18 protein-coding genes are annotated in these 17,990 nt (G+C 55.3%); 7 read left to right on the plus strand and 11 right to left on the minus strand.

The window, feature by feature from the left end; translation table 11 throughout:
- The first annotated feature begins 78 nt into the window (after window positions 1–78).
- The 5 genes from ACR0DG_RS20225 to ACR0DG_RS20245 all read left to right on the plus strand — a co-directional run bounded on the left by ACR0DG_RS20225 (window position 79) and on the right by ACR0DG_RS20245 (window position 6,465).
- The gene (locus ACR0DG_RS20225) at window positions 79–2,133 is read left to right on the plus strand and encodes an ABC transporter substrate-binding protein (protein WP_480700163.1); all 2,055 of its coding nucleotides are present in this window, start codon (window positions 79–81) and stop codon (window positions 2,131–2,133) included.
- A 72-nt stretch (window positions 2,134–2,205) separates the two neighbouring features.
- Window positions 2,206–3,213 (plus strand): ABC transporter permease, encoded by a 1,008-nt coding sequence (locus ACR0DG_RS20230; RefSeq protein WP_480700164.1) that lies wholly within the window; start codon window positions 2,206–2,208, stop codon window positions 3,211–3,213.
- 3 nt (window positions 3,214–3,216) lie between these two features.
- The gene (locus tag ACR0DG_RS20235; protein ID WP_480700165.1) at window positions 3,217–4,359 is read left to right on the plus strand and encodes an ABC transporter permease; all 1,143 of its coding nucleotides are present in this window, start codon (window positions 3,217–3,219) and stop codon (window positions 4,357–4,359) included.
- A 1-nt stretch (window position 4,360) separates the two neighbouring features.
- Window positions 4,361–5,371, plus strand: coding sequence for an ABC transporter ATP-binding protein (locus ACR0DG_RS20240; RefSeq protein WP_480700166.1), 1,011 nt, complete (start codon window positions 4,361–4,363; stop codon window positions 5,369–5,371).
- A complete protein-coding gene (locus ACR0DG_RS20245) occupies window positions 5,368–6,465 on the plus strand; it encodes an ABC transporter ATP-binding protein (protein WP_480700167.1) in 1,098 nt (365 codons plus the stop codon). Before ACR0DG_RS20240 ends, ACR0DG_RS20245 begins: the two co-directional genes overlap by 4 nt.
- Before the next feature lie 113 nt (window positions 6,466–6,578).
- Here the strand turns inward: ACR0DG_RS20245 and ACR0DG_RS20250 are convergent, their stop codons facing one another.
- Complete coding sequence (locus ACR0DG_RS20250; protein WP_480700168.1) at window positions 6,579–6,758, minus strand: hypothetical protein; 180 nt, start codon at window positions 6,756–6,758, stop codon at window positions 6,579–6,581.
- A 419-nt stretch (window positions 6,759–7,177) separates the two neighbouring features.
- On the opposite strand from ACR0DG_RS20250, the gene ACR0DG_RS20255 reads away from it, so the two are divergent.
- Entirely contained in the window at window positions 7,178–8,422 is a 1,245-nt protein-coding gene (locus tag ACR0DG_RS20255; protein WP_480700169.1) for a DUF3179 domain-containing (seleno)protein, read from the plus strand.
- Between the two features lie 39 nt (window positions 8,423–8,461).
- Entirely contained in the window at window positions 8,462–9,214 is a 753-nt protein-coding gene (locus ACR0DG_RS20260) for a porin family protein (protein ID WP_480700170.1), read from the plus strand.
- Window positions 9,215–9,244: 30 nt separating this feature from the next.
- Here the strand turns inward: ACR0DG_RS20260 and ACR0DG_RS20265 are convergent, their stop codons facing one another.
- The 10 genes from ACR0DG_RS20265 to hisD form a co-directional block, all read right to left on the minus strand.
- On the minus strand, window positions 9,245–9,700 hold the full coding sequence (locus ACR0DG_RS20265; protein ID WP_480700171.1) for a hypothetical protein: 456 nt from the start codon (window positions 9,698–9,700) through the stop codon (window positions 9,245–9,247).
- Window positions 9,701–9,878: 178 nt separating this feature from the next.
- Complete coding sequence (locus ACR0DG_RS20270) at window positions 9,879–10,613, minus strand: MbnP family protein (RefSeq protein ID WP_480707305.1); 735 nt, start codon at window positions 10,611–10,613, stop codon at window positions 9,879–9,881.
- Window positions 10,613–11,734, minus strand: coding sequence for a cytochrome-c peroxidase (locus ACR0DG_RS20275; protein WP_480700173.1), 1,122 nt, complete (start codon window positions 11,732–11,734; stop codon window positions 10,613–10,615). The genes ACR0DG_RS20270 and ACR0DG_RS20275 overlap by 1 nt, the downstream gene beginning before the upstream one ends.
- Before the next feature lie 15 nt (window positions 11,735–11,749).
- A complete protein-coding gene (locus tag ACR0DG_RS20280; RefSeq protein WP_480700174.1) occupies window positions 11,750–13,048 on the minus strand; it encodes a hypothetical protein in 1,299 nt (432 codons plus the stop codon).
- Between the two features lie 349 nt (window positions 13,049–13,397).
- Entirely contained in the window at window positions 13,398–13,952 is a 555-nt protein-coding gene (gene comE / locus ACR0DG_RS20285; protein ID WP_480700175.1) for a sulfopyruvate decarboxylase subunit beta, read from the minus strand.
- A complete protein-coding gene (gene comD, locus ACR0DG_RS20290) occupies window positions 13,949–14,455 on the minus strand; it encodes a sulfopyruvate decarboxylase subunit alpha (protein WP_170385740.1) in 507 nt (168 codons plus the stop codon). Before comD ends, comE begins: the two co-directional genes overlap by 4 nt.
- 50 nt (window positions 14,456–14,505) lie before the next feature.
- Window positions 14,506–14,916 (minus strand): universal stress protein, encoded by a 411-nt coding sequence (locus tag ACR0DG_RS20295; RefSeq protein WP_480700176.1) that lies wholly within the window; start codon window positions 14,914–14,916, stop codon window positions 14,506–14,508.
- 23 nt (window positions 14,917–14,939) lie between these two features.
- The gene (locus ACR0DG_RS20300) at window positions 14,940–15,920 is read right to left on the minus strand and encodes an alcohol dehydrogenase catalytic domain-containing protein (RefSeq protein WP_480700177.1); all 981 of its coding nucleotides are present in this window, start codon (window positions 15,918–15,920) and stop codon (window positions 14,940–14,942) included.
- Entirely contained in the window at window positions 15,917–16,678 is a 762-nt protein-coding gene (locus tag ACR0DG_RS20305) for an SDR family NAD(P)-dependent oxidoreductase (protein WP_480700246.1), read from the minus strand. The genes ACR0DG_RS20300 and ACR0DG_RS20305 overlap by 4 nt, the downstream gene beginning before the upstream one ends.
- Complete coding sequence (gene hisD, locus ACR0DG_RS20310) at window positions 16,671–17,978, minus strand: histidinol dehydrogenase (RefSeq protein ID WP_480700178.1); 1,308 nt, start codon at window positions 17,976–17,978, stop codon at window positions 16,671–16,673. Before hisD ends, ACR0DG_RS20305 begins: the two co-directional genes overlap by 8 nt.
- Window positions 17,979–17,990 lie beyond the last annotated feature (12 nt).

Raw genomic sequence — 17,990 nt, forward strand, 5'->3', positions numbered from 1 at the left:
CCTATTTATAAATAACCATCATAATTTTGTTAACTTCCAGCACTAGCGCTCTCTCGTCACACAAACGCAGGGATGGCTATGAAGCTTCGCACCTCTCTTCTTTCTTTCACCGCATTGGCCGCACTGGGAACACCCGCTCTGGCCGCTTGCCCCATTGCAACCGTCGCCGACCCAATGGGTCTGGAGCCTGTATTCCCACAACAGTTGGAACTGGCTGAACTGCAGAACGCAGCATCATGCGAACTGGGTTTTGCAGAAAACCCATCGATCGCTGATCTGAACGCGCGCATCCTGGGCAACGCTGATCTGGCTCCTGTGGCAGACCGCCTGCCTACTGAGCCGCTTGTTGTTATGCCTTACGACACCATTGGTCAGTATGGCGGCACCATCACCGGCCTGTCCAAAGGCACGGAATCGGGCACCTCGGACCTTTTGTCGGTGCGTCACGTGAACTTCGTGCGTTACGCCGATGACCTGCAGACTGTCGTTCCCAACATCGCCAAAGCATGGTCGTGGAATGACGACTACACTCAGCTGACAATCGTGCTGCGTGAAGGTCACAAATGGTCCGATGGCGCGCCTTTCACTGCAAGCGATGTCGAGTTCTGGCTGAACGACGTCATCTACAACCCCGACGTTTATGACAAAACACCAGATCGTTGGCTGTTCGCGGGCGAGCAGGCTCAGGTAGAGGCTGTCGACGACACCACCGTCAAATTCACCTTCCCTGTTCCGACACCTGGCATTCTGAATCGCTTTGCCGTCGACTACGGTCAGCCGTTCCAGCCCAAGCACTTCCTGGGCCAGTTCATGCCCAAGCACAACGAGAACGCAGAATCGCTGGCGCAGGAATACGGCTTTGAAAACGCTGCTGCCGCGGTTGATTTCTACTATGGTGGTTCCGACTGGAAAGACGTGCCCAGCCCGCTGCTGAAAGACGCTGAAAAAGCTGCCAAGATCGGTCGCGCCGTCGTGCCGACGCTGGAAAGCTATATCGTTGTCGAAGAAACAGCCGAAGGCCGTAAATTGGTGGCCAACCCATATTTCCACCAGGTCGACACCGCAGGTAACCAGCTGCCCTATATCAACGAAATCGTTGAGACCTATGTGGGCGACAAAGAGGTGCAGAACCTCAAGATCATGAACGGCGACGTTGTCTGGAAACAGCAGGCTGTCTTCCTCGAAGACTTCCCGCTGCTAAAGGAAAACGAAGGCAATGGTGGTTACACCATCAACTTTGCCCCCACCTTTGGTGAGAACGTATTCTATTCGTTCAACCGCACCCATCAGGACCCGGTTCTGCGCGAAATCTTCAACGACGTTCGCTTTAACCGCGCCATGTCGATGGCGATGAACCGCGACGAGATCAACGAGATTGTCTATCTGGGTCAGGGCACCCCGATGCAGGGTGTGCCTGCGGAACCCAAAACTGTGTCCTTTGTCTCGGACGAAGTTCTGAACCGCGACATCGCCTATGATCCCGCAGCCGCCAAGGCGCTGTTGGCCGAGATGGGCCTGACCGACGCGGATGGAGACGGCACGCTGGAACGCCCCGATGGCAAGCCGCTGGTTGTGCGTCTGGTCTACTCGTCGCAGGGTGCTCCGGTGAAGATGCAGGAACTGGTGCGCGACTACTGGTCGGCGGTCGGCGTGCGCGTTGACCTGAAAGAGGTTACCTCGGACGAATACCGCGCCTCGGGCAACAACAACGATCTGGACCTGACCGTATGGAAATATGACGGCAATGCCGGCCCGACCATCAGCCAGGACGTGACCGTTTTCGTTCCGCCCTTTGGTGACTACTTCAACCCCGGCACCGGGTTTGGCTGGGCCGCGTGGAAAACCAGCGGTGGCAGCGAAGGCATCGAGCCGCCAGCTGACATCAAGAAGCTGTGGGACCTGAGCGAAAAGTTCATCCAGGTCGAAATGGGTACCGATGAAAGCAACCAGTTGGGCGAAGAGATCGTCAAGATCCACACCGACAACATGCTGAAAATCGGCACCGTTGGCGACATTGTGGCCCCGTTCCTGTATCGCAACGACCTCCAGAACGTGAAGCCGATCAAGTCGAAGACCTACGACTTCTACTGGACCTATCCATACCGCCCGTCGCAGTGGTGGCTGGAACAATAACAAAGGCAACAGCCTGAAATTGATGCCGGAACGCAGCCCGTCTGCGTTCCGGTTTCGGCCCTGAGGGGCCTGATGGGGGACACCGTTTTGCTAAGATTCACTCTCGAGCGTTTCATCGGAATGATCGTCACGATGCTGTTGGTATCGGTAATGGTCTTCCTGATCATGGAATTGCCACCAGGCGATTACGCAGATCGCTATGCTTTCCGCAAATACTCGGGAACGGGGGTGAATGTTACCGAAGCGGATATCGAGGCCATTCGGCGCGATCTGGGTTTGGATAAACCCATGTTGCTGCGCTACTTCGACTGGATCGGCGGCATCGTTCTGCATTGGGATTTTGGACAGGCTTTCGCTTTTGAAACTTCGGTGACCAAAGTGATCGGGGACAAGGTTTGGCTGACCGCCGGTATCTTGTTCTCAACCTTGCTGCTGACCTACATCGTATCGATCCCCATCGGCATCTTTGCTGCGGTACGACGTGGGTCAGCAGTCGATTATGGGCTGACCGTGTTTTCATACCTGGGTCTCGCATTGCCGAATTTCCTGATGGCCTTGGTCATGCTGTATTTCGCGAACCGCTGGTTCGGCGCCGATATCGGTGGGTTGTTTTCAGATCAGTACCGTGACGCGCCCTGGTCGATGGCCAAGTTCTGGGACATGCTCAAACACCTTTGGCTGCCCGCAGTCGTCCTGGCATGGTCAGCCGTCGCGATCCAGATCCAGACGGTTCGTGCCACTATGTCGGATGAGCTGAATAAGCTTTCCGTCACCGCCGCCCGCGCCCGCGGTGTACCCGAGATGAAGTTGCTGATCAAATACCCGACGCGACTGGCAATCAACCCCGTCGTCTCGACCATCGGGTTTGACGTCAACCGTATCTTTTCCGAGTTGCCAATCGTCGCTGTCGTGCTCGGCCTGACCGAGCTGGGAGAGCTGTTGCTGCGCGCCTATCTGGACCTCGACATGAACGTAGCCGGGGCGATCTTGCTGATGCTGACCTTTGCAATTGTGTTCATGAACTTCATTTCCGACCTTTTGCTGGCGTGGCTGGACCCGCGCATCAAACTGGGGGCCTGATCCATGACAGATGCAACTCACCAAGTGGATTCCAAGGCCGAAGAAGCGCGGCTAAAGTACTATTCAGCCTCACAGTGGACGCTGATCTGGTGGCGCTTCCGTCGCCACCGTGCAGCCATGATCGCGGCTTCGCTTTTGGGCCTGATGGCGCTGGCTGGTATCTTTGCCGAATTCGTTGCGCCCTATGGTCCAGTGACCCGAGACACGAACTATATCGAAGGCGCGCCACAAGTACCGCGCTTCTGTGATGCGCAAGGATGTTCGGCTTTTCCCTTCGTGAATGGCACAAAAACCGAACGTGACCCTGTCACCCTGCGCGCGATCTCGGTGCCGGACCCCGAAGTGCGCCACTACATCAAATTCTTCGTCAAGGGAGAGCCCGTAAAACTGTTGGGCTTTATCCCAATTGACCGGCATTTGGTCGGGCTCAGCCCCGATGTGGACCAGAAAATCCACTTCTGGGGCACCGACGATTTGGGACGCGACGTGTTCAGTCGCACCATCTATGCCACGCGCACCTCGCTATCGATTGGGGTTATCGGGGTTATGATTTCTTTCGTTCTGGCGCTGATTATTGGCGGTGTTGCCGGGTATTTCAGTGGCATGATCGACAATGTCATACAGCGCGTAACCGAGGTGATCCGCGTTGTACCCATCATCCCGCTCTATATGGGTTTAGCCGCCGCCATGCCCAAGGAATGGTCGACCACGCAGGTCTATTTCGCGATGACGCTTATCCTTGGCCTGTTTGGCTGGCCCACGCTGGCGCGGCGAATACGGTCACAGCTGCTGTCGATCCGGCACGAAGACTATGTGGTTGCAGCGCGGCTGGCAGGCGCACGCCCGCGCCGGATCATCGCGCAGCATATGCTGCCAAGCTTTACAAGCTTTATCATCGTCGATCTTGTGATCAGCTTCCCCTACATGATCCTGTCGGAAACGGCCCTGTCTTTCGTAGGCCTCGGCCTGCGCCCGCCATCGGTGTCATGGGGCGTTCTGCTGCAACAGGCACAATCCGTCCGCGCCATCGAGCAGACGCCCTGGCTGTTTATTCCCGCAATTTTCGTTGTGGTCGCCGTTCTCGCCTTCACCGTCATTGGCGATGGCCTGCGTGATGCGGCTGATCCCTATTCGGAGGCGAACTGACATGTCGAAGATGTTAAGCGTGGAAAACCTGTCGATCTCATTCAATACAGGCGAAGGTGTCATTACCCCCGTTCAGGGTGTGTCCTTCGGCGTCGAGGCCGGTAAGACACTCGGCCTAGTGGGTGAATCCGGTTCAGGTAAATCCATATCGACCAAAGCCCTGATGCAATTGCTGCCTGGCAATGCTTCGCTGGGTCATGACACGCGATTGACCTATACCGACAAGAACGGGAAAGAGATCACCTTGGGCAATCTCAAACCCGGCAGCAAAGAGCTTCGGCGTATCCGGGGTGGTGAGATCGGGATGATCTTTCAGGAACCGATGGCCAGCTTTTCGCCGGTATACACGATTGGCAACCAGATGATGGAGGCCATCATGCTGCACCGTGGCCTCAAAAAACGCGAGGCACGGGAATACGCGATCGAAATGCTGAACAAAGTGGGCATTTCCAACGCAGCTGCGCGCGTCGACCAGTATCCGCACGAATTGTCAGGGGGAATGCGCCAGCGCGCGATGATTGCACTCACTTTGTCCGCAGGCCCTGCCCTGTTGATCGCGGACGAACCAACCACTGCTCTGGACGTAACAATTCAGGCGCAAGTGCTTGATTTGATGCGTGATCTGCAGCGCGATTTAGGTATGGGCATGATCTTTATCACCCATGATCTTGGTGTGATCGCACAAATTGCGGACGATGTGGCCGTCATGTACTTGGGCACCATTGTCGAACGTGGACCAGCACGCGACGTTATCCGCAACCCGCAACATCCCTACACACAGGGTCTGCTTGACGCGATCCCAAGCGTCGACCACCTGCACGATCGGTTGAAGCCAGTTCCGGGCGACATTCCAAGTCCGACAGCACGCCCTACCGGATGCCCCTTTCACACTCGCTGCGCGCATAGCATCGCCGGCACATGCGACGTGCGTGAACCTGCTGAAACGACACCACTGCCCGGCCGCTCTGTCCGTTGCTGGCTGCACGACCAAAAAGATCGGAGCGCGGCATGACCCCGAAAGACGACACCCTGATCGAAGTAAAGGACCTTTCGGTTCATTTCCCGATCAAGACCCGCAAGATGTTCAAGACCCAAGTCCAGATGCTGCGTGCAGTGGATGGCGTAACCTTTGACATCAAACGCGGCGAAACCGTTGGTCTGGTTGGCGAATCCGGATCCGGTAAAACCACCGTCGGGCGCGCGATCCTGCGGGCGATTGACCCGACCGATGGCGAGGTGATTTTCCATCGTAAGAAAAAGGGCGACATTGATCTGGCCCATGCGTCCGAGGCCGAGCTGCGCAAGGTCCGTTCCAAGATGAACATGGCCTTCAGCGAAGGTGGGATCCAGGTGCATACATTGGCAGGTGACGTGCTGCGCGCTTTCAGGCCAGAGATGAGCCTTGTTTTTCAAGACCCCTACTCATCGCTGAATCCGCGTATGACGGTGCGCGACATTATCGCCGAACCTTTGGTTGCGTCCGGTAAATTCAAGAATCGGGAAAAGATTGATGCGCGTGTGCGCGAGATCGCCGCGCGTTGTAAGCTAAACCTGGAACATCTGCGGCGGTTCCCGCATGCGTTTTCCGGCGGGCAGCGCCAGCGTATCTGCATCGCCCGGGCTTTGGTATCAAAACCGAAATTCGTCGTGTGTGATGAAAGCGTTTCTGCATTGGATGTTTCGATTCAGGCAGAAATCGTCAATTTGCTGAAGGACCTCCAAGAAGAGATGGGCGTGTCCTTTTTGTTCATTGCCCATGATCTGAGTGTCGTCGCGCAGATGTCGCATCGGGTTGCCGTGCTATATGTAGGGAAATTCGTCGAATACGCCCCAACAGAAAAGCTGTTTTTCAACCCTAAGCATCCATACACCCACGCATTGCTCAGCGCTATTCCAACTGCTGACCCTGATGCCAGTTTTGAACCGATCCGCCTGCAAGGTGAAATTCCAAACCCGTTGGACGCCCCATCTGGGTGTCGCTTTCACACACGTTGCCCTTTTGCAAAAGACCGTTGCAAAGCCGAAGTGCCAGAGTGGCGTGAGGTGGACAAAGAGCACTTTGTTGCGTGCCATTTTGCCGACACGTTTGACTTTAGTCGAAGGTGAGGTGTCTGGTGTGTTGGGATCACGGGCAAGATTGCGCGGTGATCCCAGAAAACGGGCTATTACTCAGAACAGAAAGGGCGTTAAGCGATTGTAAATAATTACGTTTACAGTGCTTACATCAAGACAGAGACGTAGCTTTCTACAGATGCTTTATGCAGGTAATACGCCAACAACCCTACGCAAATAACTAGCGGAGCGATCATTTCCAGCGCGTCTTTTTTGGATTTGGGAGAGCCGTTCCCGATACGCACTGCGATCGCAGTTTTCAGGGATGATGGAAACGGCTCTCTCATGATCTGCTTCAACATATTCAACTCGTTACTTTAACCACAAATACAAAATATCTAGCGCTGCTTTAACCCAATGTGAACGCGTAGGTTTTGGCAGGATTATCCCGGTTTTTGACGACATAGCGGGGATAATTTCAATGGGATCGGCGCGTTGTTCACTAATTATGAACGAACCAGCACTCAACCTATGGATTATTCCGACGATTTTTGCGCCAGATCCGCAAAACAGCGCCTCATAGTCCAAAATGTTCTTTCCGTTAAAAGACTTGCTCAATTCACATCGCGATGTTTCAATGTGAAATGCGCCTGGAACGGTCTTTTCAGACTGTCGAAAAACAAGGGAGGGCTCTTTGAGTTCCCTCCGCCAGCGCCGGTCCCGGTTCTGACGAACGACCGCAATGCCGTTGACACAGGATACATAAATGACCGGAAGTATTCTTTTTGCACTTGGACTGATCGTGTCGCTTGGGATCGGCTTTGTCTATTTCAGGGATTTGGGCGACGTGTCTCAAATGCTGCTGAAGGTAAAGCGCCAGAACATGGTGCGTTTCATTCGACATGAATACCGGTTGATCGCCATCGGCTTGGGTGGGTTCGCTGTTGCGACGCTGTCGTTCTTATTTCTGGGCGGCGGTCCATTCTGGATTTGGTTTATCAGTGCGTTGCTCACGCTTGTTCTTTATGGGTTTCCGTATGTTTGGGTGCATTTGGGGCTTCGCAACCAGCTCAACAGCGCCGCTTTTTTCCCAATCGACGAAGCGCGCAAATATGTGGGGCCCACAGCGCCAGTAATCGTGATCGAAAACAACGGGCATGCCCGCGCGCATCCGGACGCTCAGATCATGCGCCCACATTTGGCAGGTGACTCGGATGGGCTGGGCGGAGAAGACATCGTGATGACCTATTGCGCGATGGCCAATCTTGGACAGGGATATGCCCCCCGGATCGAGGGAAAACGGCTGGACCTTGAGGTTCTGGCCCAGCATGGAAACAACCTGATCCTGCGAGACAACGAAAGCCGGGAACCAATCCAGCATATCTACGGGTTTCGAGAAGCCGATCAGGACCTCGCAGCAGAAGGTGCTGCCTGCCCGTTGCGGCCAGAGGCTCAGATGAAACCGTGGCCGACATATCGGATGACGTTTCGCGGGTTCCAAAAAGCCTTTCCCAACGGTGAGGTTTTCCTGAACAGACCTTCGCCGAACCCTGTCCTGAGGTTGCTGGATCTGGTGACCGAGATCACCTTTGGCTGGGGCATTGCGCGACAGCATCAGGAAGACGCACCCGTCATGGATAACATGGAGCGTTCGGACACCCGGCTGCCCAACAAGACCTATGTTTGGGGCATCACAATCGGCAAGGACGCGACGTGCTGGACCGATGATTTCGTTATTGCAAACAACTGGCTTGTTAATGCCCAGGTAGGTGGCCGGGACGTCGTCGTAAGCCTTGACCCAAGATACGAAAGCCTTGGTGTCTGGTATAATAACAGCGGTCAGCCCGTATCCCGTTGCGATTTTTGGGGCATGTCGGATCAGGGCAGACTAAGCCGGGTTGAAACCCTTCGGGCGGGTGTCTTTTGGCATGTCTGGTCCGAGTTTTTCCCCGACACAGACATCAATCGCATCAATCGCAATCGGGAACTAGGAACGGAAACGGTCGCTTAACCGACATTGATGCAAAGCATTAAAATTTGGAGCAAAGATATGCATCGCTTTTCAAAAATCATAAACGCGGCGTTGGGTGCGGCCATTTCAGCCGGTGTTCCGACCGCACTTGCTGCCCAACAATCGGACTGGTCTTATCAGGCTACGATTTACCTGTTCACGCCCGAAACCAACGTTTCGCAAGAAACCGCTGCTGGGGAACTGGAAGGCACGCTCAGTTTTTCAGACGCGCTGGAGAACCTTGATCTGGCCTTTATGGGCGCGTTTTCGGCAAGCAACGGACGATGGTCCCTGTTGGCTGATTACAATTACACGGACTTGTCGTTCAGCAATAACGCCCCCGGACCGGGTAATGCTGAGCTAAACACCTCACTGACGACACAGTTCTTTAGCGGCTATGTCGGGTATCGTGTATTAACCACCGACAAATCCAAGGTCGATCTGGCTGGTGGCTTTCGCTGGTTCAAAACGGAAACCGATCTGACCGTAACCCCCGGAGCGGCCCCCGGTCGCTCGGTGAATATCAGCGAGAATTGGACCGATCCGGTGATCGGAATACGCACGCAGACACAGTTGACTGAACGTTGGTCAGGAACCGGGTTTTTCGACTATGGCGGATTTCGCAGCGGTAGCGAGACCTGGCAGGTTTTGCTGACTGCTGATTATGAGATCAACACCAGTTGGCTTCTGCGGTTTGGCTATCGCTATATCTCATTCGACCATGAGATTGACGGAAATGACTTTTCGTTCGATCAGTCCGGACCTGTCTTCGGCGCCACCTATCGGTTCTGAAACGTCAGTCCAAAATCAACCAAGTGTTGTTCAAACCGCTCTGACGGTTTGAACAGCTAGGCGCTGTTGGGTCAATCCAGGCATAAAGAAGTTGGGAAGCGCTTGCGGCAGTTTCTGTGCTGCAAGCTGTGACCACGTGCAAAGCTGCAGCAAGACCATCGCCCCACCTACAACAATTGTCGCGCCTAATACTGGTGAGGCCGCAAGGTCGTGGCTATGCGTGCTGGCGATCCACAATGCAAATCCAAGACGGGTGATGGCGACGGCATCCGTCACGCGAGTCAAACCGGGCAGGAAATAGCTTGTAAACGCTGTCGCGATCACGATGGCTCCCATGTAGATCAAACCGGTCAGAACCGGCAGCGGCAAACCCATGCGGGTTGCGTCAATATGAGCGTAAAGGACATAACCCGCAGCAAACGCCAGAAACGCGATCGAATACAGTCTTCGTTTTTCCTGATCGAGATGTTTAAAGACCCGCTTCACCACGAAGACCCTCTGACTGTGTACAACGTCTTTGTGAGCCGTGATTTTGCGGTTGATCTGACGAAATAAGGGCGGAAGTTTGACTTTGTCCTTGTACGGCACTGCGTATTGGCATGCTGGTGGACCTTGAAACGCGAAAAGTTGCCTCGAAACCGTCGCGTTGAACACGAGGGAGCCGTTATTTCTTGAGTGAAATCATCTGCGTATAATTGTCGGCAAGCATACGCGCGTCGTCGCGATCGAATTTAACGGATGGCAGTTTTTGCATGTCGATATCATAGGGCCCGGAAAACAGCTGGGACAGATCAACGTTCAGATGGATTTCAGGGTTGGCGTCCTCTGATACCTCAGCAGGCAAAGTGAAAGAAACTTCGCGGGCGTTTTCAGAAAATCCGACATGATACACAAGCGGGGATACCACATCCCCCACTTGTAAGGCACCTTCGAACACGACGAATTTATAGCCGACTTCCCAATTCCAAGCCATCTGGCTGTTGGGATCAAGGTCTCCGCGCACCTCGATAGAGCTATTGGCGTTTGGGTCTACGCCAATCAAGAACTGTAATCCCTCTACAGCCCGTATCGGAACGTCCGGCACAGTGACCGAATGTGACCCGTCTGCATTATCAAAACGTAAAAGATGGTAGCTGTCCGGTACTGCATAAGTTTCGTTGCCGCCAGACAGAGACAAGTTGCTGACGTAAAAACGGAAATCGCGAATTCGGAATGTCCCTTCCCCGCCGGGATTTTCATAAACAAATTGGTCGAAAACCAATGGAGAGTCGTCCATTTCCGCATGGAAGATCAGCGTCACGGTCTTGGGCTTTGTTTCCCGCATAGCCATCGCGACCCAGGCACCGATGATAACGGTCAAAACAACGGCGACTCCGGTCATGATCTGAGGTCGTTGCATCATGTGCCTCCGTCGAACGGATCAGAGAATTTTGGATCCGTCAAAAAGGTTTCGTCCGTCAGCGTATGCAGAAAGGCGATGATCGCGGTGATTTCCTCGGGTGTCATCCGCAATCCGATCGTACCGTCTGGGGTATCGGGCGCATTATCCGCCTCAAGGATCAGCGGGCTGAGTGTGTCGCTGGCGACGATGCCGTCATTGTAGTGCGCCATGACATCCTCGAGCGTTTCGAAACGTCCGTCATGCATATAGGGCCCGGTTACCGCGATGTTGCGCAGGCTGGGCACCTTGAAAAACCCTTTGTGCGCGGCGTTGCCTGTCACAGCCATCAGACCTGGCGCTAGGTCTTCATCACTGTCGAGGCCGTTGTTTGAAAAGCCATCCAGAGCGTCGCGAAATCCGGAAGTCAGAAACTGGCTGTGGCAATCAATGCAATTGCCCCCACGCAATGAAACCTTGGTGTCGGGGTGCGCCATAAACAGTTTACGCCCATGTTCTTCTTGCGGGGTCAGGCGGGCTTCTCCGCGTAGAAACCGATCGTATTTTGAATCAGCCGAGATCAGCATTCGCATAAAGTTCGACAGGGCCCGCGCTATGTTATCAGCACTGACATCGCCATATGCGGCCCGAAACATCCTTCGGTACATGCGCGACGCGGAAAGCTCATCAACCAGCGCGTCGATGTCCTGTCCCATTTCCTCGGGGTGCTGGATTGGCATTAGCGCCTGTTGCTCCAGTGACGTCGCACGCCCGTCCCAAAAGAACCTTTCCTGCCCCCAAAGCAGGTTTGTTAAGCTCATCGAGCTGAATTCCAACTCACCGCCTGACAAAGCCGGGGCCTTGGCCCGGCCATCTGTGAACGCAAGCGCCTGCACGTGGCAGGTCGCGCAGGATACCTGATTGTTGCCCGACAAAATCGGGTCGTAAAACAGGTGCCGACCAAGCGCAAAGCTTTCCTCGGTCAATGGGTTATCCGGCGGAACACTAAAGCGGCCGAAAACAAAAGGCGCCGAAAAATCCGCGATCGGAGTAGTTTGCGGCACGCGTGTGCGATCCCAGATCAACCACCCTGTCGCCGCACAGATCAAGACAGCGATCAACAGGACCAGCACACGGTTCATTGCGTTCTCGGCCCCTTAGTGGTGATGTACAAAACCCGAACCGAACAGACCTTCGACGTTTTCAACGCCTTTGTTGTAGCGTTCTTTGAAGTCGACGGTCGCGATACGCTCGCCCGTTTCAAGATCGTGCACTGATATCGTGTGGGCATTCAGACTGGCGATAAAATCCACATCCGTCGGGTCATCTTCCGCGCCGTTCCCAAGGTTCAGAAGATTGTTTTGGATCGCGATCAGATCCCGGCCGGATGCCGAGGTGAAAAAGATCATGTGATGGGCACCGGGATCCGCGACGATATCAGGCCCGCTGGACACGAGTTCAGGCAAGGCTGCCAGTTCGTACCGCTTCACCACGCCGGGCAAGGCATGCGAAACAAACAGTTCATCCTCGGTGCCGTAGAATTCCAGCGGAACAGCAGTGTCATTTGCAACGCCGCTATAGATAACCTCGGGCGTTCCAAATGTCTTAGAGGACGCATCATAAGGCACTTTCCAGGTTTCAAAGCCGAACATCGTATTCGCCAGAATTGCCGGTTCGATATCGGGGTGAATAGTGGGACGCGCAAACAGAACCTCGACCGGTGAGGATGGAAAATTCAGTGGCTTCTCATTTTCGACAGTGATGTTTTGAATCGGCTCCAACGTGTTCAGGTCAATAATCGTCAGAACGTTGCCGACACCTGTCGCAAGGTCGGGATGCACCGTTGATGTTACCACCATGCGGTCCTCAAAGGCCGAAATGCCATGAGGGTACATGATATAAGGCTCGCCTTCGGGTATCTGGCTTTTGCGCGCCTCGATTATTTTGACGACCTTGTTGGTTTGCGGGTCAAAGACCCCGACCGAGCCGCCATCGTCTCCGCCCGTGCCACCCATAAAGGTGACGAACATATATTCCTGCCCGTTCGAGGTGGTCCACATGATGTCTTCGCCAACAATCTGGCCTTGCGTATCCAGACAGGTAAAGCCTTTGATTACGGGCGCGCCGGACGCGTCACGGGACAGACCGACCTCGGCCAGGCTGCAAGCCGGGTCCAGCCCGGTCGAATACAATCTGCCATTCGGGCTGTAATACAAATGGTGCAGAGGGTGTTCGATATCCGGTTGTTCAACTTCGCTCAGGATCTCTCCGAAACGATCAGATTCCGGGTCGAGCTCGACAATCGCAATGCTGTGACTGGTGTCCAGCGTTGGCAACCCACGCAGCAGCACCATCCCCTGACTTTCTTCCCGGTTTTGCGATTGGGCCGGCGACAATGCGACGATAGAAACGCCCAACCCCAGCAACACGGTTTGAACAACAGAATTCAGTCTCATGGCATTTCCCCCCGGATGATGCGGAATCGAAAAACTGTAGCGCTCAAGGCACTTTACCTTACGTAAATTATTAACACAGAGCGAAAGCTGCGCCAAATGAAGTCCGCTGAAGATTGGTCAAACATCGGTGGTAAAGCGTTTAACTACGCGCTTTATCAACCGGTGAGCGAGCAATTTAGGCCCATTGTCTCGCATAGATATTATTGCGCCCAGCGCAGAACAATTCCGGGTGCTTTAAGCCGGTAAGGAAATACCTTTCGACTCAATTCGCTACGCCGAATGAAAAATCGCCGCCTCGACATTTCGAGGCGGCGATATCAGTTCGACTTTTTCGGAAACTCTTAGTCAATCAGGACTGAACGGCCTTCATGAAACGGTCGCGGATCACCACCGGATCCATCGTGATCGGCGGCATCTTTGCGTTTCCGCTCTCGCATTTAGACACAATGATGGTCATCTGACCCGCGTCCAACGCCTCTTGCAGGACCCGGCCTGTATCTTCAGCCGCGCACTCGATGACGCGCTCGCATCCTGCGGCCTCGGCCATTTTCGTCAACGATGTCTTCTGCCCGGCATAGGTGGGCTGATCACCGGTCGATCCATAAGACCCGTTGTCAACGATCAGCAGGATGTAGTTGTCCGCCACGTTGTTAGCGATGGTCGGCAGAGTACCTAGATTGGTCAGAACCGAGCCATCCCCATCGATCACGATCACCGGTTTGGGCTGCGACAGCGCCAAGCCCAGACCGATGCTTGAGGCCAGCCCCATCGTGCCCAGCATGTAGAAATTGCTGGGCTGATCGTCGATCGCGTGCAGCTCCTGACTCGGGATGCCGATATTGCAGACAACAAGCTGGTCACGCAGGATCGGGGCGATTTCTTTTAGAACGTCAGAACGGATCATTGGTCGCCATAGCCTCCCCAGAAATTGGCGTCGGTCAGAATGGCGACCGGCTTGTTGCACATGAAGGTGTATTTCAAGATTGCATCCAACTCCTCGACATCCGCCTGATGGTGGAAGTGATACGTTGGGATGTTCAACTGGGCGAGCAGCGCCTTGGTGTGCACAGCCATCTCGACCTGACAGGCAATGGGTTCGCGCAGCTCGCCACGATACGAGATCAGCATTGGCAGCGGCATCCGGTAGTATTGGATCAACGTCGCCAGTGTGTTGATCGTCACCCCAATGGCGGTGTTCTGCATGATGATGGCAGGGCGCTTGCCGCCCATCCACGCACCTGCGCACAGCCCCATACCCTCGTCTTCCTTGTTCGAGGGGATGTGGTAGATACCCTCGCGCTCATCAATCTCGGCGATGACACCCGCCAATTGCTTGCACGGGACAGTGGTGACAAACGAAATATCGTTGGCCATCAGATCATCGGTGATCTTTTTGTCTATGTTCATGTCGTATCTGTAAGTCCTGTTTAAGGCGCCTTCAGGCGCGATTGAGACGATCAGGTTCGGCGATGCACATGCACCGCGCAGGTTGCATGGCGCACGACCCGCGATGCGGTCGAGCCAAGGAAATAGTCGCTTAAGCCCGGCTTATGGGACCCTATGACGATGCAATCGAAATTGTTGTCATGGGCAAAATCAATGATCGTTCGGGCGGTGTGGCCCTTGACGATCTCGGGCTTGACCCCGTCCAAACCCGAAACCTTTTCGCGCAAGAGGTTACGCGCGGCGCGAAACCCTTCGGCGACAACGTCCTTGTCCAGATAGGCGCTGACAGATCCCTGGGGCATTTCGTAGACATGCAGCGCGACAACCTCGGCGTCAGCAGCAGAAAGGGCCTGAGCAACTTGCAGCGTGTGCTGTGATACGTCGTGGTCCAGCGCCATGGGTACGAGAATTTTCTGATACATTGGTCCCTCTCTTTCTTTCGGGCCTATTCCCAAGGCTTCAGGATGATTTTGGGCGCGGCCACCGCCCCATTGCGAAGATCTTGAAACGCTTTGGGCCCGTCTGACAGCGCCCTCTCTTCCGGCCAGTTCAAGGCACCAAGGCGTCCATCAAAAATTGCCTGTGCCGTTTGGCGGAAATCATCGGCAGTATATGTATAGGTGCCGATAAAAGTGATCTCCTGCAAGGTCATCCTTCGGATATCCAAGCCGCCCGCATCCTCACCCAGACCGACATGCGCCATGACACCGCCCGGCAATACGAGTTCGGACGCGACCGCGCGTGTCGCAGAATACCCAACCGCATCGATGATCATTGGAAACATATCGGCTGTCTCGGCAACTACGTCAAAACTCTTTAGATCTTTCAAAAAGGCGCGGCGCAGCTCGTTCGGTTCAAGCACGCGCACATCGTTGACGCCCATCGCGCCCAAGGCCAGCGCCGCGGCCAATCCAATCGCACCACCACCAATCACGAGCGCACGCCGATCCATTGACAGGTCCAATGCAGCCAAGGCCAACCGTGCCGTGTGCCAACTAACCGCCAATGGCTCGGCCAACGCCGCGCGGGTCAATGGGACTGCATCCGGAACTCGGATCAGATTGCGTTCAGGCATCGAAACAAACTGGGAAAACGCACCCTGACGAGGCGGCATCGAAATGATCTGCCTGTTCGGGCACAGGTTTTCCCGCCCGGCTGTGCAGGCCGGGCAGCGACCGCATGTGACCAAAGGATTGATCGTTACCCGATGTCCATCAAAAGGCCCGCCGACCACCACACCCGCAGCCTCGTGACCAAGAACAAGCGGCGCAGGGCGTCTTTCGTCATGCCCAAGATAAGCGTGCATATCCGACCCGCAAATCCCAACCGCTTCGACGCGAATAAGATGCTCATCCGATGCCGGTACTGTGTCCGCGACATCGCGATACGCAAGCTGTTCGACACCTTCATAGACAAGGGCTTTCATTTCGCCGTGAACCCCCCGTCAACCATCAGGACTTGCCCCGTGACATAGTCAGACGCACGCGAACACAGAAACAGGATCGGGCCGTCAATGTCCTGCAGCCGCCCATTGCGATTGACACAGGTTTGCGCCGCATTCCTCTCTGCCCGTGCGGGGTCGTCAAACACGGCTTGTGTCAGCTCTGTTGGGAAAAAACCCGGTCCGATTGCATTCGCGGTGATACCGTCGCGTGACCATGCCTCGGCCATGGCTCGAGTTAGCTGCCCGATCCCCGCCTTGGTGGCACCATAGGCGATCCCGCCGGGAAACGCGCGCGTTGTCTGTAATGAGGCAAAGTTGACGATCCGCCCCCAGCCCTTGCGCTTCATCGCGGGGACCAATGCCTGGCTTAGAAAGAACGGCGCGCTCAGGTTCAATTCAAGTGTTTTGTCCCAACCGTCATGGGTAACTTCATCTGCGATCTCACGGGTGTTGATGCCCGCAGCATGGACGACGATATCAGGCGCGTCGAAACAGGCGCTGATCTCACTGCAAAGCTGAGGCAAACGGGCCCTGTCAGCCACATCAGCCGTGACCGTCTTGACGCGGTCTCCGACCTCCTCGCGCAGCGCTTTCAATGCGCCCTCACGCCGTGCAACACCCACAACCCGCGCACCGGCCGCAACCAAAACCTGAACAGTACGACGCCCCAAGCCAGAGCTTGCGCCGGTCACACAAGCGACACGGCCCGTCAGATCAAAAAGCGTCCTTGGGTCATCCATCTGCGGATAGATCGAACTGTTCATCGGGGAAATACTTGGCCAAGCGCACATCGGCGGCGCGGGCGTGCCCCTCCATCCCCTCCAGCCGCGAAATCCGAGCTGTGGCCACGGCGATGGGTTTTGAGCCCTCGCGCGTGGCGCGCTGCCACGTGACGATCTTCATGTATTTGTGGACACTCAGCCCGCCCGTATAGCTGGCCGCGCCCGAGGTCGGCAGCACGTGGTTGGTGCCGGTGGCCTTGTCGCCATAAGAAACGGTCGTCTCTTCGCCCAGAAACAGCGATCCATAGCAGGTCAGGCGACCCAGCCACCAATCCAGATCCTCGGCCTGAACGGTTAGATGTTCGGGGGCGTATTCGTCAGAACAGGCCGCCATTTCCTCGCGGTCCGAACAGACGATTACTTCGGCATAGTCGCGCCATGCGGCAGAGGCGTTTTCGCGATTCAATTCGGGCAGATCCGCGATCAGCGATGGCACCAGTTCCATAACCTTTTGCGCCAACGCGCGATCATCCGTGACCAGCCAAACGGGTGAGTTATAGCCATGCTCGGCCTGACTAACCAAATCGGTGGCGACAACATGGGCGTCAGCCGAATTGTCGGCCAAAATCAGGCTGTCGGTCGGCCCGGCGATCATATCGATGCCAACCTTGCCATAGAGAATGCGCTTGGCTTCGGCTACGAACTGGTTGCCCGGACCCACAAGGATATTCGCGCGTGGAAGGCCGAACAGACCATAGGTCATCGCAGCAACACCCTGCACACCGCCCATGGCCAGAATGCTGTCTGCCCCACAGATATGCGCGGCATAGACGATGGCTGGTGCAACCCCCTCACCCGGACGCGGCGGAGAGCACGCTGTTATATGGCGACACCCGGCGACCTTGGCTGTGGTAACCGTCATGATTGCGCTGGCGATATGGCTGTATCGCCCGCCCGGAACATAGCAGCCCGCAGCGTCCACAGGGATCGCTTTTTGTCCAGCTACAAAACCCGGAACAATCTCCATCTGCACATCAGAAACCGTGGCTTTCTGCGTTTCCGCAAAACGCCGCACATTGTCATGCGCAAACCGGATGTCCGCTTTCAACTTTTCAGGAACCCTTGCAATCGCTGCATCTATCTCGGCTTGGGTCATCAACACGTTGCCATCGTATTTGTCGAACTTGGCTGCGTATTCTTTCGCTTTGGCGTCTCCTCCGACTTCGATGTCGGCAAGGATCGTCTTGACCGTCTCATGCACTTCGGACGCATGGGATTGCGGGGTCAGCGTCGCCTTTTTCAGATACTCACGCGGCATAATCGTAAAACC

It is taken from the genome of Ruegeria sp. BG8, assembly GCF_056538325.1.

Bases quoted from the DNA above. Each gene is read 5' to 3' on its own strand.
- ACR0DG_RS20230 (WP_480700164.1), top strand. From the start codon at position 2,206: ATGGGGGACACCGTTTTGCTAAGATTCACTCTCGAGCGTTTCATCGGA.
- ACR0DG_RS20300 (WP_480700177.1), bottom strand. From the start codon at position 15,920: ATGAAAGCCCTTGTCTATGAAGGTGTCGAACAGCTTGCGTATCGCGAT.
- hisD (WP_480700178.1), bottom strand. From the start codon at position 17,978: ATGCCGCGTGAGTATCTGAAAAAGGCGACGCTGACCCCGCAATCCCAT.
- ACR0DG_RS20275 (WP_480700173.1), bottom strand. From the start codon at position 11,734: ATGAACCGTGTGCTGGTCCTGTTGATCGCTGTCTTGATCTGTGCGGCG.
- ACR0DG_RS20280 (WP_480700174.1), bottom strand. From the start codon at position 13,048: ATGAGACTGAATTCTGTTGTTCAAACCGTGTTGCTGGGGTTGGGCGTT.
- ACR0DG_RS20260 (WP_480700170.1), top strand. From the start codon at position 8,462: ATGCATCGCTTTTCAAAAATCATAAACGCGGCGTTGGGTGCGGCCATT.
- ACR0DG_RS20225 (WP_480700163.1), top strand. From the start codon at position 79: ATGAAGCTTCGCACCTCTCTTCTTTCTTTCACCGCATTGGCCGCACTG.
- comE (WP_480700175.1), bottom strand. From the start codon at position 13,952: ATGATCCGTTCTGACGTTCTAAAAGAAATCGCCCCGATCCTGCGTGAC.
- ACR0DG_RS20270 (WP_480707305.1), bottom strand. From the start codon at position 10,613: ATGCAACGACCTCAGATCATGACCGGAGTCGCCGTTGTTTTGACCGTT.
- comD (WP_170385740.1), bottom strand. From the start codon at position 14,455: ATGAACATAGACAAAAAGATCACCGATGATCTGATGGCCAACGATATT.
- ACR0DG_RS20235 (WP_480700165.1), top strand. From the start codon at position 3,217: ATGACAGATGCAACTCACCAAGTGGATTCCAAGGCCGAAGAAGCGCGG.
- ACR0DG_RS20250 (WP_480700168.1), bottom strand. From the start codon at position 6,758: ATGAGAGAGCCGTTTCCATCATCCCTGAAAACTGCGATCGCAGTGCGT.
- ACR0DG_RS20305 (WP_480700246.1), bottom strand. From the start codon at position 16,678: ATGGATGACCCAAGGACGCTTTTTGATCTGACGGGCCGTGTCGCTTGT.
- ACR0DG_RS20245 (WP_480700167.1), top strand. From the start codon at position 5,368: ATGACCCCGAAAGACGACACCCTGATCGAAGTAAAGGACCTTTCGGTT.
- ACR0DG_RS20240 (WP_480700166.1), top strand. From the start codon at position 4,361: ATGTCGAAGATGTTAAGCGTGGAAAACCTGTCGATCTCATTCAATACA.
- ACR0DG_RS20255 (WP_480700169.1), top strand. From the start codon at position 7,178: ATGACCGGAAGTATTCTTTTTGCACTTGGACTGATCGTGTCGCTTGGG.
- ACR0DG_RS20295 (WP_480700176.1), bottom strand. From the start codon at position 14,916: ATGTATCAGAAAATTCTCGTACCCATGGCGCTGGACCACGACGTATCA.